Source organism: Streptomyces sp. NPDC001843 (genome assembly GCF_042891955.1).
Lineage (GTDB): Bacteria > Actinomycetota > Actinomycetes > Streptomycetales > Streptomycetaceae > Streptomyces.
The window spans coordinates 440,473-460,364 of the sequence record NZ_JBIATQ010000003.1 but is presented as its reverse complement, the minus strand read 5'-3'; the positions used below and the strand labels follow the sequence as shown (position 1 = coordinate 460,364).

Here is a 19,892-nt window from a genome sequence, read left to right as displayed (position 1 = left end):
ACAGCCGGACAGAGTTAGAGTAACCGAACGATCGGTCGGGACAAGGGGGTCCGCCGCATCTGTGGAAAACCCCGTGCGGGAGGATCGCGCCCATGACAGCACTCGACCTCAGCAGCCCCGTGGCCGTGGTCGGCGCCGGCACCATGGGCCAGGGCATAGCCCAGGTCGCGCTGGTGGCGGGCCAACCCGTGCGGCTGTACGACGCCGTCCCCGGGCGTGCCCAGGAGGCGGCCGCCGCGATCGGCGCGCGTCTGGACCGGCTCGTGGCGAAGGGCCGGCTCACCGGCGCCGAACGGGACGCCGCCCGCGACCGGCTCCGGCCGGCCGGAAGCCTCGCCGAACTCGCCGACTGCACCCTGGTCGTCGAAGCGGTCCTGGAACGGCTGGACGTCAAGCAGGAGCTCTTCCGCGAGCTGGAGGGCATCGTCGCCGAGGACTGCCTGCTCGCCACCAACACCTCCTCCCTGTCGGTGACGGCCATCGGCGGCGCGCTGCGGGTCGCCGGGCGTTTCGTGGGCCTGCACTTCTTCAACCCCGCCCCGCTGCTGCCGCTGGTGGAGGTCGTCTCCGGGTTCGCCACCGACGTCACCTCGGCCACGCGCGCGTACGAGACCGCCCGCGCCTGGGGCAAGACCCCGGTGGCCTGTGCCGACACCCCGGGCTTCATCGTCAACCGCATCGCCCGCCCGTTCTACGCGGAGGCGTTCGCGGTCCTGGAGGCCCAGGCCGCCGACCCGGCGACCATCGACGCGGTCCTGCGCGAGTGCGGCGGTTTCCGGATGGGCGCCTTCGAGCTGACGGACCTCATCGGTCAGGACGTCAACGAGTCCGTCACGCACTCCGTGTGGCAGTCCTTCTTCCAGGACGTCCGGTTCACGCCCTCGCTCGCCCAGCGCCGCCTGGTCGAGTCCGGCCGGCTGGGCCGCAAGACCGGGCACGGCTGGTACGACTACGCCGACGGCGCCGAGCGTCCCGAGCCGCACACCGCCGAGAAGGAGCAGGCACCCACCTACGTGGTCGCCGAGGGCGGCCTGGGCCCGGCGGCCGAGCTGCTCACCCTGATCCGCGAGGCGGGTATCCAGGTCCGCGAGGAGGACGAGGACCACGGCACCCGTCTGCTCCTGCCCAGCGGCGGCCAGCTGGTGCTCGCCGACGGGCAGACCTCAGTCGAGTTCCGCGACGTCGTCTACTTCGACCTCGCCCTCGACTACCGCCGCGCCACCCGCGTCGCCCTGTCCGCCTCCCAGGACACCTCGCCGCAGACCCTGAGGGAGGCCACCGGCCTCTTCCAGGCGCTCGGCAAGGACGTCAGCCTCATCGGTGACGTCCCCGGCATGATCGTCGCCCGTACGGTCGCCCGGATCGTCGACCTCGCGCACGACGCCGTCGCCAAGGGCGTGGCCACCGAGGAGGACATCGACACGGCGATGTGCCTGGGCGTCAACTACCCTCTCGGCCCCTTCGAGTGGAGCCGCAGGCTCGGCCGCGGCTGGGCCTACGACCTGCTGGACGACCTGCACCTGCGCGACCCCTCCGGACGCTACGCACCGTCCCTCGCGCTCTACCGGCACGCGTACGCCACCGAGAAGCGGGAGGGCGCGTGATGACCACCGCCAAACGCGACCCGTACACCCCCGAGACCCTGCTCTCGGTCGCCGTGGGGGTCTTCAACGAGCGCGGTTACGACGGCACCTCCATGGAGCACCTGTCCAAGGCGGCCGGCATCTCCAAGTCGTCGATCTACCACCACGTGACCGGCAAGGAGGAGCTGCTGCGCCGCGCCGTCAGCCGGGCGCTGGACGGCCTCTTCGGGATCCTCGACGAGGAGCACGCGCGCGAGGGGCGGCCCGCGGACCGCCTGGAGCACGTCGTCCGGCGCATGGTCGAGGTGCTGCTGGCCGAGCTGCCGTACGTGACGCTGCTGCTGCGTGTGCGCGGGAACACCGCCACCGAGCGCTGGGCGCTGGAGCGGCGGCGCGACTTCGACCACCGGGTGGCCGACCTGCTCAAGGCGGCCGCGAACGACGGGGACGTGCGCGGCGACGTGGAGGTGCGCCTGGCGACCCGGCTGGTCTTCGGGATGATCAACTCGATCGTGGAGTGGTACCGCCCCGACGGGCACGGCATGGGCGCGCGCGAGGTGTCCGACGCGGTGGTGCGGCTGGTCTTCTCGGGGCTGCGCAGCGAGCGCTGACACCCGGGCCCGCCGGGTCAGCCCTCCGGCTCCAGGTCCTCTTCCTCGAACACCAGCAGGGTGCGGGTGCTGAGCACCTCCGGGATGGCCTGGAGCCGGGTGAGCACCAGCTCGCGCAGGGCCCTGTTGTCGGGCGTGTGCACCAGGAGCAGAACGTCGAAGTCGCCTCCCACCAGTGCGATGTGCGAGGCGCCCGGCAGCTGCCTGAGCTGCTCGCGCACGGTGCGCCAGGTGTTCTGCACGATCTTCAGGGTGATGTACGCCGACGTGCCGTGGCCCGCCCGCTCGTGGTCGACGCGCGCGCCGAAACCCCGGATCACCCCGTCCTCGATGAGGCGGTTGATCCGCGCGTACGCGTTGGCGCGGGAGACGTGGACGCGCTCGGCGACGGACCGTATCGAGGCGCGGCCGTCCGCCTGGAGCATCCGCAGGATGTCCTGGTCGACGGCGTCCAGCGGACGCGGTGGCGGCAGGACGGCATCGGACTCCGGGCCTGAGGCCATTTGTTCAGATGCCATGTCCCCCCACCTTCCCGTCGTGGACGCCCTGCGTTCATTGCAGGCTGTGGAGAACCGTTTGTCCACAGCCTCGGGGGCCCTGTAGCCAAAATGTGCCGACGACCGAACAATCGGTAGGTGAGGCGGGTCACAGCCGATGCGCCTCCCGAGCTCGCACGAGGAGGTGCCGTCATGACGGTCATGGAGCAGCGAGGCGCGTACCGGCCATCGCCGCCGCCCGCCTGGCAGCCCCGTACGGACCCCGCGCCGCTGCTGCCCGACGCCGAGCCCTACCGCGTCCTCGGCACCGGGGCCGCCGCCGAGACCGACCCGGAACTGCTGCGTCTGCTCTACGCCCACCTGGTGCGAGGCCGGCGGTACAACACGCAGGCCACCGCACTCACCAAGCAGGGCCGACTCGCCGTCTACCCCTCCAGCACCGGGCAGGAGGCCTGCGAGGTCGCCGCCGCGCTCGCCCTGCGGGAACAGGACTGGCTCTTCCCGAGCTACCGCGACACGCTGGCCGCCGTGGTCCGCGGCGTCGACCCCGTCGAGGCCCTCACCCTGCTGCGCGGCGACTGGCACACCGGCTACGACCCCTACGAGCACCGCGTCGCCCCGCTGTGCACCCCCCTCGCCACCCAGCTCCCGCACGCCGTCGGCCTCGCGCACGCCGCCCGGCTCAAGGGCGACGACGTGGTCGCGCTCGCCCTGGTCGGCGACGGCGGCACCAGCGAGGGCGACTTCCACGAGGCGCTGAACTTCGCCGCAGTCTGGCAGGCCCCGGTCGTCTTCCTCGTCCAGAACAACGGCTTCGCCATCTCGGTACCGCTCGCCAAGCAGACCGCGGCGCCCTCCCTGGCCCACAAGGCGATCGGGTACGGCATGCCGGGCCGCCTGGTCGACGGCAACGACGCGGTCGCCGTGCACGAGGTCCTCAGCGACGCCGTGCGGCACGCGCGCGCGGGCGGCGGTCCCACGCTCGTGGAGGCGGTGACGTACCGCATCGACGCCCACACCAACGCCGACGACGCCACCCGCTACCGCGGCGACGCCGAGGTGGCGGCCTGGCGCGAACACGACCCGGTCCAACTGCTGGAACGCGAGCTCACCACCCGTGGCCTGCTCGACGAGGACGGCATCCGGGCCGTACGCGAGGACGCCGAGGCGATGGCCGCCGACCTGCGCGAACGCATGAACCGTGACCCGGAACTGGACCCCATGGACCTGTTCGCCCACGTGTACGCCGAGCCCACTCCGCAACTGCGGGAGCAGCGCGACCTGCTGCGGGCCGAGCTGGACGCCGAGCAGGAAGGCGGTGACCGATGACCACCGTCGCCGTCAAGCCCGCCACCATGGCGCAGGCCCTCACGCGCGCGCTGCGCGACGCGATGGCCGCCGATCCCGCCGTGCACGTCATGGGCGAGGACGTCGGCGCCCTCGGCGGGGTCTTCCGGGTCACCGACGGGCTCGCCAAGGAGTTCGGCGAGGACCGCTGCGCGGACACCCCGCTGGCCGAGGCGGGCATCCTCGGCACGGCCGTCGGCATGGCCATGTACGGGCTGCGCCCGGTCGTGGAGATGCAGTTCGACGCGTTCGCGTACCCCGCGTTCGAGCAGTTGGTCAGCCATGTCTCGCGGATGCGAAACCGTACCCGCGGCCGGATGCCCCTGCCGATCACCGTTCGCGTCCCCTACGGCGGCGGCATCGGCGGCGTCGAGCACCACAGCGACTCCTCCGAGGCGTACTACATGGCGACTCCGGGGCTGCATGTCGTCACGCCCGCCACCGTCGCCGACGCCTATGGGCTGCTGCGCGAGGCCATCGCCTCGGACGACCCGGTGCTCTTCCTCGAACCCAAGCGGCTGTACTGGTCGAAGGACTCCTGGAACCCCGAGGACCCGCAGAGCGTCGGGCCGATCGGCCGCGCGGTGGTGCGGCGCGCGGGCCAGAGCGCCACGCTCATCACCTACGGGCCGTCCGTGCCCGTCTGCCTCGAGGCCGCCGAGGCGGCCCGGGCCGAGGGCTGGGACCTCGAAGTCGTCGACCTTCGCTCCCTGGTGCCGTTCGACGACGAGACGGTCGCCGCGTCGGTACGGCGCACCGGGCGCGCGGTCGTGGTGCACGAGTCCGGCGGGTTCGGCGGACCGGGCGGGGAGATCGCGGCCCGCGTCACGGAACGCTGCTTCCACCACCTGGAGGCACCGGTGCTGCGCGTGGCCGGGTTCGACGTCCCCTACCCGCCGCCCATGCTGGAGCGGCACCACCTGCCCGGCGTCGACCGGATCCTGGACGCCGTGGCGCGTCTGCAGTGGGAGGCCGAGGGCTGATGGCACACGCTTCTCATATGCACAGCCTGGAGTTCAAGCTGCCCGACCTCGGGGAGGGGCTGACCGAGGCAGAGATCGTACGTTGGCTTGTGGAGGTCGGAGACCTCGTCGCCGTCGACCAGCCGGTCGTCGAGGTCGAGACGGCCAAGGCGATGGTCGAGGTTCCCTGCCCGTACGGCGGCGTGGTCACCGCCCGCTTCGGCGAGGAGGGCACGGAACTGCCCGTGGGGGCGCCGCTGTTGACGGTTGCCGTGGGGACCCCGGCCGACGGCGGGCCCCCGGCCGACGGCGCGAACAGCGGTGGCTCGGGCAACGTCCTGGTCGGCTACGGCACTTCGGAGGCACCGGCGCGGCGCCGCAGGGTGCGGCCGGTCGTCACGGCCGGCGGGAAGGCCAGGAACTCCGACCCGGAGCCTCTCGCCACCGCCGCCCCCGTCCCCGTCGGCCCCGAGCCGGTCGAGGGACCGGTCCCCGTGATCTCCCCGCTGGTGCGCCGGCTGGCCCGCGACAACGGCCTGGACCTGCGCAAGCTGCCCGGATCCGGGCCCGACGGGCTGATCCTGCGAGCCGATGTCGAGAACGCCCTGCGGACCAAGGCCGCCCCCGCCGCCCCCGTGGCGGAGGAATCGCCCACCCGGGTCTCCTCCGTCCGTGACGGCGTCCGCACCCCTCTCAAGGGGGTTCGCGGTGCCGTCGCCGACAAGCTCTCCCGCAGCCGTCGGGAGATCCCGGACGCCACCTGCTGGGTCGACGCGGACGCGACCGAACTCATGCGGGCGCGCGCCGCGATGAACGCGGGCACGGGGCCGAAGATCTCCCTGCTCGCGCTGCTCGCCCGGATCTGCACCGCGGCCCTCGCCCGCTACCCCGAGCTGAACTCCTACGTCGACACGGGCGCCCGCGAGGTCGTCCAGCTGGAGCAGGTCCACATCGGGTTCGCCGCGCAGACCGATCGCGGGCTGGTGGTGCCCGTCGTCCGGGACGCCCACACGCGCGACGCCGAGTCCCTCAGCGCCGAGTTCGCCCGGCTGACCGAGGCGGGCCGTGCCGGGACGCTGACACCCGGTGAACTCACCGGCGGGACCTTCACGCTGAACAACTACGGAGTGTTCGGCGTCGACGGCTCCACGCCGATCATCAACCATCCCGAGGCTGCCATGCTCGGCGTCGGCCGTATCGTGCCCAAGCCCTGGGTGCACGAGGGCGAGCTGGCGGTGCGGCAGGTCGTCCAGCTCTCGCTCACCTTCGACCACCGGGTGTGCGACGGCGGCACGGCCGGCGGCTTCCTGAGGTACGTGGCGGACTGCGTGGAACAGCCCGCGATGCTGCTGCGCACCCTGTGACGGACAGGACCTCCGGAAGAAGGGACGCACGGGACATACTCGGGGAGTGACCGACAACGCCCCCGCCGCCGGGCCGTACGACACCGCCGGGCCCCCCGGGCCGTACGACGCCGTCGTGCTCGCCGGTGGGGCCGCCCGGCGGCTCGGCGGGGCCGACAAGCCGGCTGTGCGGGTCGGGGGGCGCCCGCTGCTCGACCGGGTGCTCGCGGCCTGCGCCGACGCCGCCGTGACCGTGGTCGTGGCCGACCCCCGCCCCACCGCCCGGCCGGTGCGGTGGGCCCGCGAGGAACCCCCCGGCGGCGGGCCGGTGGCCGCGCTCGACGCAGGGCTGCGGCACACCACGGCCGAGCACCTCGTCGTTCTCTCCGCCGACCTGCCGTTCCTCGAAACGCCCACGGTGCGGCGGCTGCTGGCCGCCCTGCGCACCACCACGGCTGACGGCGCGCTGCTCACCGACGCGGACGGCCGTGACCAGCCGCTCGTGGCCGCGTACCGAACGGCCGTCCTGCGCCGCGAGCTGACGGCCCTCAAGAGCGCCCACGGCGGTCTCGCCGGGCTGCCCCTGCGCCGGCTGACCGGCGCGCTGGAACTCACCCGCGTCCCGGACCCGGTCGCCTCCTTCGACTGCGACACCTGGGACGACATCGCCGCCGCCAGGGCACGGATCAGGGAGCATGGACACGTGTTGGATGAATGGATCTCCGCAGTCAAGGACGAGCTGGGCATCGACCTGGACGTCGACACCGGCGTCCTGCTCGACCTCGCCCGTGACGCCGCGCACGGCGTGGCCCGGCCCGCCGCACCGCTGACCACCTTCCTCGTCGGCTATGCCGCCGCCCAGGGAGAGGGAGGCCCCGAAGCGGTCGCCGAGGCCGCCCGCAAGGCCGCGGCGCTGGCCCTGCGCTGGGAGGAAGAGAACAGTCCCGCCCAGCCCGCCCCCGGCCCGGACGCCGGATGACCGCCCGCGCGACGCGGGCCGGGAACGCCGAGAACGCCGAGGAAACGGACGACCTCGACGTCGAGGAGGCGCTCGCCCTCGTGAGGGAACCCCGCGAAGACAACGGTCCCGCCAAGGGCGACCGCACCCCCGGCGGCCAGTCCCCCGCACCCGCGGCCCAGGACGGCCGCACCACCGACGACCGTCACCGCAAGGCCGTTCCCTGGAACCGGGCCCGTGAGACCGCCGCCCGCGCCGCCCGGACAGGCGGCCGCCGCCCCCCGGTCTCCGTCTCCCTGGCGGACGCTCTCGGCCTGGCACTGGCCGCCCCTCTCACCGCCCTCACCGACCTGCCCTCCTTCGACACCTCCGCGATGGATGGCTGGGCCGTCGCGGGACCGGGCCCCTGGCACGTCCGGGAGGAGGGCGTCCTGGCCGGGCACACACCGCCGGAGCCGCTGACGGACGGAGAGGCGGTACGGATCGCCACCGGCGCCCGCATCCCGCCGGACACCACCGCCGTACTGCGCAGCGAGCACGGCCGCACCGACGCCAAGGGACGGCTGCACCCCACGCGCGAAATGCACCACGGCCAGGACATCCGCCCGCGCGGCCAGGAATGCCGCAGCGGCGACCAACTGCTGCCCGTCGGCACCCTGGTCACCCCCGCCGTCCTGGGGCTGGCCGCCGCCGCCGGATACGACACCCTCACCGCCGTTCCCCGCCCCAGCGCCGAGATCCTCGTCCTCGGCGACGAGCTGCTCGACAAGGGCATTCCGCACGACGGGCTCATCCGTGACGCGCTCGGCCCGATGCTGCCGCCATGGCTGCGCGCCCTCGGCGCCGAGGTCACCCGGGTGCGCCGGCTCGGCGACGACGCCAAGGCCCTGCACAGGGCCGTCACCTCCTGCGACGCCGACCTCATCGTGACCACCGGCGGCACCGCCTCCGGCCCCGTCGACCACGTCCACCCCACGCTGCGCCGCATCGGTGCCGAACTCCTCGTCGACGGCGTCGAGGTGCGCCCCGGCCATCCCATGCTGCTGGCCCGCATCAAGGAGGGGCAGCACCTCGTCGGCCTGCCCGGCAACCCCCTCGCGGCCGTCTCCGGCCTGCTCACGCTCGCCGAACCACTGCTGCGCACCCTCGCCGCGCGCCCGGCCCCCGAGCCCTACACGCTGCCGTTGCGGGACACGGTGCACGGCCACCCGCACGACACCCGGCTCATCCCCGTCGTGCTGCGCGGCGATCACGCCGTGCCGCTGCACTACAACGGCCCGGCGATGCTGCGCGGCGTCGCGGCCGCCGACGCGCTCGCCGTCGTACCCCCGGGCGGGGCACGGCAGGACCAGGAGACGGAGCTGCTCGATCTGCCGTGGGCGGCCGCCGGAATCGGGGTGTGTTTCACGTGAAACAGCGGGTCCTGCCGGCGCCGACCGCGACTGCGCGGGCCGGACCGGGCGGGGGCCGGTGCGAGGAGTAGCGTCGCCGCTATGCATGCGATCACGATTCCCGAACCTGGTGGGCCCGAGGCGCTGGTGTGGGACGAAGTCCCCGATCCGGTGCCCGGAGAGGGCGAAGTGCTGGTCGAGGTGGTGGCCGGCGCCGTCAACCGTGCGGACATCCTGCAGCGGCAGGGCCACTACGATCCGCCTCCCGGTGCGCCCGTGTACCCGGGCCTGGAGTGCTCCGGCCGGATCGCGGCGCTGGGGCCCGGCGTCGGTGGCTGGTCGGTCGGCGACGAGGTGTGTGCGCTGCTCGCGGGCGGCGGCTACGCCGAGCAGGTCGTCGTCCCGGCCGGGCAGCTGCTGCCCCTGCCCGAGGGCATCGGCCTGAAGCAGGCCGCCGCGCTGCCCGAGGTGGTTTGCACGGTCTGGTCGAACGTCTTCATGGTCGCCCATCTGCGCCCGGGCGAGACGCTGCTCGTGCACGGCGGTTCCAGCGGCATCGGCACGATGGCGATCCAGCTCGCCAAGGCGGTCGGCGCGAAGGTCGCCGTCACGGCCGGCACCAAGGAGAAGCTGGACTTCTGCGCCGAGCTCGGCGCCGACATCCTCATCAACTACCGGGAGCAGGATTTCGTCGCCGAGGTCAAGAAGGCCACCGGCGGCGCGGGTGCCGACGTCATCCTCGACAACATGGGCGCCAAGTACCTGGACCGCAACGTCAAGGCCCTCGCCGTCAACGGCCGGCTCGCCGTCATCGGCCTGCAGGGCGGCGCCAAGGGCGAGCTGAACCTCGGCGCGCTGCTCACCAAGCGGGCCGCGATCAGCGCCACCTCACTGCGGGCCCGCCCGCTCGACGAGAAGGCGGCCATCGTCGCCGCCGTGCGCGAGCACGTCTGGCCGCTGTTCGGCGGGGGCCATGTCCGACCCGTCATCGACCGCGAACTGCCGATGTCCGAGGCGGCCGAGGCGCACCGGGTGGTGGAGGCGAGCGGCCACATGGGCAAGGTGCTGCTCGTGACGCCCTGACCGGGCAGGAACCAGGACCGCACGGGCCCTAATCGCGCCGTACCCGCAGTCCCAGGAGCCCCAGCCCCAGCCCCAGCCCGATGAGGACCAGGCCGCTGCCCAGCGGCAGGATCCGGACCAGGGGCTCGACGGTGTCCTCGCCGCCGGCGACGGTCCGGCCCCCGGGCCGCGACGACGGCGAGGAGGGGACCAGACCGGCATCCCCGGGAGACTGGGAGGCGGCGGCGGTGTCCGCACCGCCGTCCGGCGGCTCCTGCGTGTCCCCCGCCTCGTCGCCCGCCTCGTCCTGCGCGTCCGGGTCTTCCTGAGCGGTGTCCTGCGGGACGGAGGTCGTGTCGTCGTCCCCCTCGAACTCCACGGCGGGCGCCTCCGGTCGTCCGGGCCGCTGGCGCCCTTCACCGGCCCGGCTGCCGGCCCGGGACGGACTGGCGGAGGGGGAGGACGAGGGGCTGGGGGAGCGCGTGGCCGAGGCCGAGGGCGTGGGCCCGGCGCCGTGCGACGCGGTGGCGCCGTACAGCAGGACGACCGCGGCGAGGAGCAGCGGCAGTGGTGCCACGCGGAATGTGAAGCGCAGCCATGGAGTCACGTCGGTGACCTCCCGGAGCCCAGTCGGCAAGACCGTCGCGAACAAGCGTCACATTCACCTGCCAACCCGGCATTCCGGATTGAGCCGACGGGTCTAAAGGGTGGATCAGCTCCATGGGAGGGCACCACGGTGGTGAGGTGCAGGCGTGCGAGAGAATGGCGGCATGGAGATGCCGAGGAACGATAGGTCGCCGGAGAACCCTCAGATCCTGGTCGTGGGCCAGGACGGAATGGCACTCGGTGGCGGTGGTGGGGATGACGACTCCCGCGAGACCCCGGTGACGGAGCAGGTGGAGCAGCCGGCCAAGGTCATGCGGATCGGCAGCATGATCAAGCAGCTGCTGGAGGAGGTCCGGGTGGCGCCTCTGGACGAGGCCAGCCGGGTCCGGCTCAAGGAGATCCACGCGAGCTCGGTGAAGGAGCTGGAGGACGGTCTGGCCCCGGAGCTCGTCGAGGAGCTCGAGCGGCTCTCCCTGCCGTTCACCGACGAGGCGACCCCCAGCGACGCGGAACTGCGTATTGCGCAGGCCCAGTTGGTGGGCTGGCTGGAGGGGCTCTTCCACGGGATCCAGACGACCCTGTTCGCGCAGCAGATGGCCGCGCGCGCCCAGCTGGAGCAGATGCGCCGCGCGCTCCCGCCCGGCGTGAGCCTGGACGGCGGCGAGGAGGCCCGTGGCGGCGGCCGAACCGGCGGCCCGTACCTGTAGGTCGCCCACGCCCCGCCTGCAGGAGTCCGCACCGCGAAGGGCCCGGCCAGGAGGCCGGGCCCTTCGCCGTGCCGGGGCTCAGCCGGTGGGCGGGTTGCCGGTCGACACCCTGATCTCGATCGTCGGCATGTCCTTCGGGTCGACGTCCGTGCCGGCGGTCGGGAACTGCCCCATGACCGCGCCCTGGCCGTAGGTGTTCTCGTCGACCGTGACTTCCTTCATCTGCCAGCCCGCGGCCTGGAAGCACTCTTTGACCGACTGGATGTACTTGAACTTGAAGTCCGGGACCTGGACCTTGTCCGGGTCGTTGTACGACTCCTCCGGCTCCGTGCACTCGCTGGTCTCGACCGTCTTCGAGGTGTCCGGACCGCGGTGACCCGAGGCCTGGGACGGCGAGGCCGAGGCCGAGGAGCCGGAGCCGCCGCCCTTGGCGTCGTCGTCGCTGCCGCCCCCGTTCACGACCAGCGCGACGACCAGGCCGACCACCGCGAGCAGGGACACCGCGACCGAGCCGATGATCACCGGCCGGTTGCCCTTGCCGCCGCCCGGCCCGGAGGGCTGCACGGCGGTCCGGGGCGTGATGTCGTACGGCGGCGGCGTCGCGGGCGCCTGCTGCCCGTACCCCACCGGGGGCGGGGTCTGGTAGCCGCCCTGCTGCGGATAGCCGTACGACGGGGCGCCGTAGGGGCTCGGGGCGGGAGCCGGCTGGTAGGGGGTCTGCACGGGCCCGGGGGCCGCCGGGGCCGCCTGGTCGACCGGCGGGAACACCGCGGAGCCGACGCCCGCGCCGCTCTGTCCAGGAGCGGCGCCCGGCACGATGCTCGGCGCGGCCGACGGCAGGGAGGCGGCGACACGCAGGCACTCGTCGCGCATGGACTCGGCGGTCGGGAACCGCTCGTTCGGGTTCTTCTTCAGTGCGCGGGCGACCAGCGCGTCCACCGCGGGCGGCAGTGAACGGTTGATCGAGGAGGGGGCCACCGGCTCCTCCTGCACATGCGCGTACGCGATCGCCAGGGGTGAGTCGGCGTTGAACGGCAGCTGACCGGTGACCAGCTGGAACAGCATGATCCCGACCGAATACAGGTCCGAGCGGGCGTCCACGCCCCGGCCCAGCGCCTGCTCCGGCGACAGGTACTGCGGGGTGCCGACGACCATGCCGGTCTGGGTCATCGAGGTCACCCCGGACTGCATGGCGCGGGCGATGCCGAAGTCCATGACCTTGACGACACCGCGCTTGGTCATCATCACGTTGCCCGGCTTGATGTCCCGGTGGACCAGGCCGCTCTCATGGCTGATCTCCAGCGCGGCCAGCACGTCCGCGGTGACTTTCAGCGCCTTGTCGGCGGGCATGGCGCCGTACTGCCTGATGTCCTCCTCGAGGACCGAGCCCAGCGGGCGGCCCTCGACGAACTCCATGACGATGAACGGGGTGGTCGTCCCGTCGAGGGAGTCCTCGCCCGTGTCGAAGACCGAGACGATGTTGGTGTGCGTGAGCTTGGCCACTGCCTGGGCCTCGCGGCGGAAGCGCTCGCGGAAGGCCTGTTCCCGCCCCAGCTCGGTGTGCAGCGTCTTGATGGCGACCTGTCGGTCCAGTACGGCGTCGTACGCCAGGTGCACCGAGGCCATGCCGCCTTCGCCGAGCAAGTCGCGCAACTGGTAGCGGCCGCCGGCGAGAGCCCGCCCCTCGTACCGGCCCTGTGGGCCGTCCTGGCTCATGTGCTGCGTCCCCCATAGCCGCCGGTGACCGGAAACCGGTGACCCCGCGTCCACTGATCCAATGTGCTATTCCCGGCCAAGTCTGCCCCAGGGCCGTGGCACGTCAAGCGCGGTGCCCGTTCCGTGACCGTAAGCGAAAGAAGCGTCGCGGAAGAGTTACAGCGGGGGTACGTCAGGTACACAGAATTTGCAAGACAGCGCGTGCTAGAGGTTTGATGGCCGGTCCGTCTCGGGCCGGTCCCGGATCCGATCCCGGACCGGAGGCTTGCGCGGAGGCTGTAGCGTGGCCGACGGAGACCGTAACAACACCGCGCGCACCGCGGGCAGAAACGACGGCGAGGACCGATGGCACAGACGCACAGCGCCCAGGGCCCGTCCGACCCCGAGGCGTCTGGCGGCGGCATGTCAGAGACGCCGGAGATGTGGGGCAACGGAGGGCTCGTCGGCGACGGCAGGTACCGGCTGACCCACAGGCTCGGACGGGGCGGCATGGCCGAGGTCTTCGCGGCCGAGGACGTACGCCTGGGCCGGACGGTCGCCGTGAAGCTGCTCCGCGCGGACCTGGCCGAGGACCCGGTCTCCAAGGCCCGCTTCACCCGCGAGGCACAGTCGGTGGCCGGGCTCAACCACCACGCGATCGTCGCCGTGTACGACTCCGGCGAGGACTTCGTCGGCGGCCAGTCGGTGCCGTACATCGTGATGGAGCTGGTCGAGGGCCGCACCATCCGCGACCTGCTGCTGAACGCGGAGGCGCCGGGCCCCGAGCAGGCCCTGATCATCGTCTCCGGGGTCCTGGAGGCGCTGGCCTACTCGCACCAGCACGGCATCGTGCACCGCGACATCAAGCCCGCCAACGTCATCATCACCCACAACGGCGCCGTCAAGGTGATGGACTTCGGCATCGCCCGCGCCCTGCACGGGGCGTCCACGACGATGACGCAGACCGGCATGGTCATGGGCACCCCGCAGTACCTGTCCCCGGAGCAGGCGCTCGGCAAGGCCGTCGACCACCGCTCCGACCTGTACGCCACGGGCTGTCTGCTGTACGAACTCCTCGCCCTGCGGCCCCCCTTCACCGGCGAGACCCCGCTGTCGGTGGTCTACCAGCACGTCCAGGACAAGCCGGTGCCGCCGTCGCAGGTCACCGAGAGCTGCCCGCCGGAACTCGACGGCCTCGTCGTGCGCTCGCTGGCCAAGGAGCCGGACGACCGCTTCCAGACGGCGGAGGAGATGCGCGGCCTGGTCCAGTACGGCCTGCAGATGCTGTACGACCAGGGCGGTCACACCGGCACCTGGAACACCGGCCCCGTGGACGTGCACGACGGCCGGCGCACCCCGGCGGCCGGTCTCGCCGGTACGACCGTGATGCCGCACTCCGCGGACGCCTCGGGCACCACGCAGATCCCGCAGACGATCCTGCCCGCCGGGTACGGCAGCGGCGACGACGGCGGCTTCGAGGGGCACGGCAACAAGGGCAGCGGCCGCGGCAAGCTATGGATCCTCGCCGTGCTCGCGGTGATCGCCGTCGTGGCGGGCGTCGCGCTGGCGCTGCATCGCACGGGCAACGACAGTGGCGGCCCGGGCACCAAGGAGTCGCCGACGAGCACGCACTCCAAGAAGGAGTCGAAGCCCAGCAAGAGTCCCACCGACGAGAACACCGACCGGCCCACGGACACCAACACCAACACGGACGACGGTTCGGGCGGCGGCGGTGGCGGGAACTGGCAGCCTTCCTCGCCCACCACGCCGTCGTACACCCCGTCGAACACGCCCAGCAGCGAACCGACCGGCGAGCCGACCGGCCCGGGGACCGCGACCCAGTCCGAGCCCCAGGACCCGGGGACCGCGACCCAGTCCGAGCCGCAGGACCCGGGAGGGACGGACCCGGGCACCGGCACGGACCCGGGAAGCACGGCGGGCGACGGGGAGAATCCTTGAAGGACGCCCACGCCGACTGACGCGGGGGCGACGGCCGGCTGAGCCGCGTCACTCCACGAACGCGTCGCACACCGCGTCGTACTCCCTGGTCCACCACACGGCGAGCGCCGAGGCCGCCGGGAACTGGGGGTCGGCGCGGGTGTCGCCGCGTTCGTAGTGCCAGCGCAGCATCCAGAAGTCGTTGAGGCGTTCCCACCAGACGCGGTGCACGGCGGCGGCCAGCTCGGAGGGCGTCGCCCCGGCCGCACGCCGGTACGCGCGCGCGTACGCCCGCACCTTCGGCAGGTCGAGGGTTCCCGTGGGCCGTACGAAGAAGATCGCGGCGGCGCGTACGGCCTCCTCCGCGCGGGGCTGCACACCGAGCCGGTCCCAGTCGACGATCGCGGCCGGAGCGTCCCCCTTGTAGAGCAGGTTGAAGGGGTGGAAGTCGCCGTGCACCCAGCCCACCGGCCCGCCGCGCGGCGGGCGTCGGCCGGCGTGCTGCTCCAGGAGGGCCCGGCGTTCCAGCAGCCGGTGGCGGGCCAGGTCGTCGAAGGCGTCGAAGGGGCGGTGGCGGCGGACGTGGGCCAGCAGGTCGTCGATGAGGGCGAAGGTGTCGGCGGGGTCGGCGCTCTCCACGGGATGGGGGCTGGTGGCGGGGCGGGTCCGTCCCTTGGGCGGCATCACGCGTTCCAGGCAGGCGTGCACCGCGCCCAGCAGCGCTCCGAGCCGGGCGCACTGGCCGGTGGTGAGTTGGCCGCCGTGGCGGTGCCTGCCGTCGATCCAGGGGTGCAGGGCGTAGGCGTGGCCGCCGACGACGGCGACCGTGCGGCCGTCGCGGTGGGCGAGGGGCGGCGCGACCGGGACACCGAGGGCGGCCAGGCGCTGGGTGGCCAGGTGCCGGCGTTCGATGGCGGCGGGGTCGGCGGTGTCCGGGTCGAAGTGGTGCTTGAGGAAGTAGCGGCCGCGGGTGGTGCACAGGCGGTAGCCGCGGTTGAGCAGACCCTGGTCGACGGGCTCGCAGGTGACGGCGGAACCGGCGGCGTAAAGCCGGAGCAGGGTGCCCAGAGGGGGCGCATGGGGGATGGGGGGTGGTACACATGAGCGCGGCACGCGCAGATGGTAGGGCACCGTCGGTCCCCGTGAGCTGGGCCTTGTCACAGGCAGTCGCGGGCGGTCGCTTTCGGTCACGTCGGCTACTTCGCCGCACGACTCGAACTCTTCCCGTTCCCCGGGTGCGCGGGATAACGTGCCGTTGCTCCGGCCTCCTGCAAGGCTGTGACCAGCGCGCTTCCAGTCCTGACCGATTTACTTGGAAATCCAAGCAAAATCGCAGGTCAGGAGGGGTTTCACAGAAATGTGGCGCACTGGGTAACGTGACCGTTGCAGGGCGCTCGCCGGGGCACCTGTCACGCCTGTTCCCGGCCGAGTGGCACCCACCCCGTGCCCGGTGGCCGAGACCAGGTGAGCCGTACTGGCCTCACCGGCAACCCCGGGGGCCGGACCGACGGAGGAGCACACGTGACCGTGGACAGCACTGCCGCGCCCAAGCCGCGACGCAGCGCCGGAAGCAAGGCCGGCACCACCGGCACCAAGCGCACCACCCGCACCACCTCGAAGAGCGCCGACCCGGAGCTCGTGCAGCTGCTGACCCCCGAGGGCAAGCGCGTCAAGCACGCAGCCAACGCCGTGTACGACAAGTACGTCGCCGGGCTCACCGCCGAGGACTTCCGCGGCCTGTACCGCGACATGGTGCTCACCCGCCGCTTCGACGCCGAGGCCACCGCCCTGCAGCGCCAGGGGGAGCTCGGGCTGTGGGCGTCGCTGCTCGGCCAGGAGGCCGCGCAGATCGGCTCCGGCCGGGCCCTGCGCGACGACGACTACGTCTTCCCGACCTACCGCGAGCACGGTGTCGCCTGGTGCCGCGGGGTCGACCCGACCAACCTGCTCGGCATGTTCCGCGGTGTGAACCACGGCGGCTGGGACCCGAACAGCAACAACTTCCACCTCTACACGATCGTCATCGGCTCCCAGACGCTGCACGCCACCGGCTACGCGATGGGCGTCGCCAAGGACGGCGCGGACTCGGCGGTCATCGCCTACTTCGGCGACGGCGCCTCCAGTCAGGGCGACGTCGCCGAATCGTTCACCTTCTCCGCGGTCTACAACGCCCCCGTGGTGTTCTTCTGCCAGAACAACCAGTGGGCGATCTCGGAGCCGACCGAGAGGCAGACCCGGGTCCCGCTCTACCAGCGCGCCCAGGGCTACGGCTTCCCCGGCGTCCGTGTCGACGGCAACGACGTGCTGGCCTGCCTCGCGGTCACCAAGTGGGCGCTGGAGCGCGCCCGCAGCGGCGAGGGCCCCACCCTGGTCGAGGCGTACACGTACCGCATGGGAGCCCACACCACCTCCGACGACCCGACCAAGTACCGGGCCGACGAGGAGCGGGAGGCCTGGGAGGCCAAGGACCCGATCCTGCGGCTTCGCCGGTTCCTGGAGGCCTCAAACCACACGGACGAGGGGTTCTTCGCGGAACTCGAGGCCGAGAGCGAGGCGTTGGGCAGGCGAGTGCGCGAAGCGGTCCGCGCCATGCCGGACCCGGACCACTTCGCCATCTTCGAGAACGTGTACGCGGACGGGCACACGCTCGTCGACGAGGAACGCGCTCAGTTCGCCGCCTACCAGGCGTCGTTCGCGACCGAGTCCGAAAGCGGCTTCGCCGCGGGAGAGGGGGCCTGACCATGGTGGAGACGGTGAAGAAGCTGCCGATCGCCAAGGCGATCAACGAGTCGCTGCGCCGTGCCCTGGAGGCGGACCCCAAGGTCGTCATCATGGGTGAGGACGTCGGCAAGCTCGGTGGCGTGTTCCGGGTGACCGACGGCCTGCAGAAGGACTTCGGCGAGAGCCGCGTCATCGACACCCCGCTGGCCGAGTCGGGCATCGTCGGCACGGCGATCGGCCTGGCCCTGCGCGGCTACCGCCCGGTGGTGGAGATCCAGTTCGACGGCTTCGTCTTCCCGGCGTACGACCAGATCGTCACGCAGCTCGCGAAGATGCACGCCCGCTCGCTGGGCAAGGTCAAGCTCCCGGTCGTCGTGCGCATCCCCTACGGCGGTGGCATCGGCGCCGTCGAGCACCACTCCGAGTCCCCCGAGTCCCTGTTCGCGCACGTCGCGGGCCTGAAGATCGTCTCCCCGTCGAACGCCTCCGACGCGTACTGGATGATGCAGCAGGCCATCCAGAGCGACGACCCGGTGATCTTCTTCGAGCCGAAGCGGCGCTACTGGGACAAGGCCGAGGTCAACACCGAGGCGATCCCCGGCCCGCTGCACAAGGCGCGGGTGGCCCGCGAGGGCACCGACCTGACCCTCGTCGCGTACGGGCCGATGGTCAAACTCTGCCAGGAGGCCGCCGACGCGGCCGCCGAGGAGGGCAAGAACCTGGAGGTCCTGGACCTGCGTTCGGTCTCCCCGCTCGACTTCGACTCCATCCAGGCGTCCGTGGAGAAGACCCGCAGACTGGTCGTGGTCCACGAGGCACCGGTGTTCTTCGGCTCCGGCGCGGAGATCGCCGCCCGGATCACCGAGCGGTGCTTCTACCACCTGGAGGCCCCCGTGCTGAGGGTCGGCGGCTACCACACCCCGTACCCGCCGGCCCGCCTGGAAGAGGAGTACCTGCCGGGCCTGGACCGGGTGCTCGACGCCGTCGACCGCGCCCTGGCGTACTGAGGAGAGGGTCGTGACGACGATGACGGAAGCATCCGTGCGTGAGTTCAAGATGCCGGATGTCGGCGAGGGCCTGACCGAGGCCGAGATCCTCAAGTGGTACGTGCAGCCGGGCGACACCGTCACCGACGGCCAGGTGGTGTGCGAGGTCGAGACCGCCAAGGCGGCCGTCGAACTGCCCATCCCGTACGACGGCGTGGTCCGCGAGCTGCGCTTCCCCGAGGGCACCACGGTGGACGTGGGCACGCCCATCATCGCGGTGGACGTGTCCGGCGGGGCGGCTCCGGCGGCTCCCACGGCTCCGGCGGCTGCCGCGGCTCCCGCGGAGAAGAGGCCGGAGCCGCCCGAGGCGGAGCAGCCGAAGGCGGAGGGTTCGGGACGCCAGCCGGTACTGGTCGGGTACGGCGTCGCCGCCTCCTCGACGAAGCGGCGCCCCCGCAAGGGCCCGGAGGTCGCGGTCCCCCAGGCCTCCGCGGAGGTCCAGTCCGAGCTGAACGGCCACGGCACCGCGGCCGTGAAGCCCCGCCCGCTGGCGAAGCCCCCGGTGCGCAAGCTGGCCAAGGACCTGGGCGTCGACCTGGCCACGGTCACCCCGTCGGGCCCGGACGGCATCATCACGCGTGAGGACGTCCACGCGGCGGCGGCCCCGACGGCAGCGGTTCCCGAGCCGGTGACGGCCGCGCCCGCGCCCGTTCCTGCGGTGGCGCCGGTGGCGGCGCCGACGTACGACTCGGCCCGCGAGACCCGCGTCCCGGTCAAGGGCGTCCGCAAGGCCACCGCGCAGGCCATGGTCGGCTCGGCGTTCACGGCACCGCACGTCACGGAGTTCGTGACGGTCGACGTGACGCGCACGATCAAACTGGTCGAGGAGCTCAAGCAGGACAAGGACATGCAGGGGCTGCGGGTGAACCCGCTCCTGCTGGTCGCCAAGGCCCTGCTGGTCGCCATCAGGCGCAACCCGGAGATCAACGCGTCCTGGGACGAGGCCAACCAGGAGATCGTGCTCAAGCACTACGTCAACCTGGGCATCGCGGCCGCCACCCCGCGCGGCCTGCTCGTCCCGAACATCAAGGACGCGCACGCCAAGACGCTCCCGGAACTGGCCGAGGCGCTCGGCGAGTTGGTGTCGACGGCAAGGGAGGGCAAGACCTCCCCCGCCGCGATGCAGGGCGGCACGGTCACCATCACCAACGTCGGCGTCTTCGGCGTCGACACCGGCACACCGATCCTCAACCCCGGCGAGTCCGCGATCCTCGCGGTCGGCGCGATCAAGCTCCAGCCGTGGGTCCACAAGGGCAAGGTGAAGCCCCGCCAGGTGATGACGCTGGCGCTCAGCTTCGATCACCGTCTGGTGGACGGGGAGCTGGGCTCCAAGGTGCTCGCTGATGTGGCGGCGGTTCTGGAGCAGCCGAAGCGGTTGATGACTTGGGTGTGATGAGCGTCACCCGATAGTCTCGGAATGCCGGA

Annotated in this window: 17 protein-coding genes; 13 read left to right on the top strand and 4 right to left on the bottom strand. The window is 72.4% G+C overall.

Annotated features, from left to right (window positions below):
• Positions 1 to 92 precede the first annotated feature (92 nt).
• Positions 93 to 1,604: a 3-hydroxyacyl-CoA dehydrogenase gene (locus tag ACFYZQ_RS10600; protein WP_389144338.1), complete on the top strand. Its 1,512-nt coding sequence runs from the start codon at positions 93 to 95 to the stop codon at positions 1,602 to 1,604.
• The gene (locus ACFYZQ_RS10595) at positions 1,604 to 2,194 is read left to right on the top strand and encodes a TetR/AcrR family transcriptional regulator (RefSeq protein WP_389144335.1); all 591 of its coding nucleotides are present in this window, start codon (positions 1,604 to 1,606) and stop codon (positions 2,192 to 2,194) included. The genes ACFYZQ_RS10600 and ACFYZQ_RS10595 overlap by 1 nt, the downstream gene beginning before the upstream one ends.
• A 17-nt stretch (positions 2,195 to 2,211) precedes the next feature.
• Here ACFYZQ_RS10595 and ACFYZQ_RS10590 read toward each other — a convergent pair whose 3' ends face one another.
• Positions 2,212 to 2,712, bottom strand: coding sequence for an Lrp/AsnC family transcriptional regulator (locus ACFYZQ_RS10590; RefSeq protein WP_389144332.1), 501 nt, complete (start codon positions 2,710 to 2,712; stop codon positions 2,212 to 2,214).
• 171 nt (positions 2,713 to 2,883) lie between these two features.
• Between ACFYZQ_RS10590 and pdhA (ACFYZQ_RS10585) the strand changes: the two genes are divergently transcribed.
• The 6 genes from pdhA (ACFYZQ_RS10585) (at position 2,884) to ACFYZQ_RS10560 (ending at position 9,775) form a co-directional block, all read left to right on the top strand.
• Positions 2,884 to 4,020, top strand: coding sequence for a pyruvate dehydrogenase (acetyl-transferring) E1 component subunit alpha (gene pdhA, locus ACFYZQ_RS10585; RefSeq protein ID WP_389144329.1), 1,137 nt, complete (start codon positions 2,884 to 2,886; stop codon positions 4,018 to 4,020).
• Entirely contained in the window at positions 4,017 to 5,021 is a 1,005-nt protein-coding gene (locus ACFYZQ_RS10580) for an alpha-ketoacid dehydrogenase subunit beta (protein WP_389144326.1), read from the top strand. Before pdhA (ACFYZQ_RS10585) ends, ACFYZQ_RS10580 begins: the two co-directional genes overlap by 4 nt.
• Positions 5,021 to 6,364 (top strand): dihydrolipoamide acetyltransferase family protein, encoded by a 1,344-nt coding sequence (locus tag ACFYZQ_RS10575; protein ID WP_389144323.1) that lies wholly within the window; start codon positions 5,021 to 5,023, stop codon positions 6,362 to 6,364. The genes ACFYZQ_RS10580 and ACFYZQ_RS10575 overlap by 1 nt, the downstream gene beginning before the upstream one ends.
• A 46-nt stretch (positions 6,365 to 6,410) precedes the next feature.
• Positions 6,411 to 7,322: an NTP transferase domain-containing protein gene (locus tag ACFYZQ_RS10570; RefSeq protein ID WP_389144320.1), complete on the top strand. Its 912-nt coding sequence runs from the start codon at positions 6,411 to 6,413 to the stop codon at positions 7,320 to 7,322.
• Positions 7,319 to 8,713 carry a molybdopterin molybdotransferase MoeA gene (locus tag ACFYZQ_RS10565; RefSeq protein ID WP_389144317.1) on the top strand — a complete coding sequence of 465 codons (1,395 nt, stop codon included), beginning with the start codon at positions 7,319 to 7,321 and terminating at the stop codon, positions 8,711 to 8,713. Before ACFYZQ_RS10570 ends, ACFYZQ_RS10565 begins: the two co-directional genes overlap by 4 nt.
• 81 nt (positions 8,714 to 8,794) lie before the next feature.
• Entirely contained in the window at positions 8,795 to 9,775 is a 981-nt protein-coding gene (locus ACFYZQ_RS10560; protein ID WP_389144314.1) for an NAD(P)H-quinone oxidoreductase, read from the top strand.
• Positions 9,776 to 9,803: 28 nt separating this feature from the next.
• On the opposite strand, the gene ACFYZQ_RS10555 is transcribed toward ACFYZQ_RS10560, so the two are convergent.
• Positions 9,804 to 10,331 carry a hypothetical protein gene (locus ACFYZQ_RS10555; protein WP_389144312.1) on the bottom strand — a complete coding sequence of 176 codons (528 nt, stop codon included), beginning with the start codon at positions 10,329 to 10,331 and terminating at the stop codon, positions 9,804 to 9,806.
• A 193-nt stretch (positions 10,332 to 10,524) separates the two neighbouring features.
• Between ACFYZQ_RS10555 and ACFYZQ_RS10550 the strand changes: the two genes are divergently transcribed.
• Positions 10,525 to 11,067 carry a bacterial proteasome activator family protein gene (locus ACFYZQ_RS10550; protein ID WP_389144310.1) on the top strand — a complete coding sequence of 181 codons (543 nt, stop codon included), beginning with the start codon at positions 10,525 to 10,527 and terminating at the stop codon, positions 11,065 to 11,067.
• 78 nt (positions 11,068 to 11,145) lie between these two features.
• Here the strand turns inward: ACFYZQ_RS10550 and ACFYZQ_RS10545 are convergent, their stop codons facing one another.
• Positions 11,146 to 12,783: a protein kinase gene (locus tag ACFYZQ_RS10545; RefSeq protein WP_389144308.1), complete on the bottom strand. Its 1,638-nt coding sequence runs from the start codon at positions 12,781 to 12,783 to the stop codon at positions 11,146 to 11,148.
• Between the two features lie 345 nt (positions 12,784 to 13,128).
• Between ACFYZQ_RS10545 and ACFYZQ_RS10540 the strand changes: the two genes are divergently transcribed.
• Positions 13,129 to 14,721 (top strand): protein kinase, encoded by a 1,593-nt coding sequence (locus ACFYZQ_RS10540; protein WP_389144306.1) that lies wholly within the window; start codon positions 13,129 to 13,131, stop codon positions 14,719 to 14,721.
• Positions 14,722 to 14,769: 48 nt separating this feature from the next.
• On the opposite strand, the gene ACFYZQ_RS10535 is transcribed toward ACFYZQ_RS10540, so the two are convergent.
• Positions 14,770 to 15,786 carry a phosphotransferase gene (locus tag ACFYZQ_RS10535; RefSeq protein WP_389144755.1) on the bottom strand — a complete coding sequence of 339 codons (1,017 nt, stop codon included), beginning with the start codon at positions 15,784 to 15,786 and terminating at the stop codon, positions 14,770 to 14,772.
• A gap of 435 nt (positions 15,787 to 16,221) precedes the next feature.
• On the opposite strand from ACFYZQ_RS10535, the gene pdhA (ACFYZQ_RS10530) reads away from it, so the two are divergent.
• Genes pdhA (ACFYZQ_RS10530) through ACFYZQ_RS10520 form a run of 3 tightly spaced genes read left to right on the top strand, consistent with a single transcriptional unit; the run spans position 16,222 to position 19,860 of the window.
• Entirely contained in the window at positions 16,222 to 17,439 is a 1,218-nt protein-coding gene (pdhA, locus tag ACFYZQ_RS10530; protein ID WP_389144304.1) for a pyruvate dehydrogenase (acetyl-transferring) E1 component subunit alpha, read from the top strand.
• A 2-nt stretch (positions 17,440 to 17,441) separates the two neighbouring features.
• Positions 17,442 to 18,428, top strand: a complete 987-nt coding sequence (locus ACFYZQ_RS10525; protein WP_389144301.1) for an alpha-ketoacid dehydrogenase subunit beta — start codon at positions 17,442 to 17,444, stop codon at positions 18,426 to 18,428.
• A gap of 10 nt (positions 18,429 to 18,438) precedes the next feature.
• Complete coding sequence (locus tag ACFYZQ_RS10520; RefSeq protein WP_389144298.1) at positions 18,439 to 19,860, top strand: dihydrolipoamide acetyltransferase family protein; 1,422 nt, start codon at positions 18,439 to 18,441, stop codon at positions 19,858 to 19,860.
• The last annotated feature ends 32 nt before the right edge of the window (positions 19,861 to 19,892 follow it).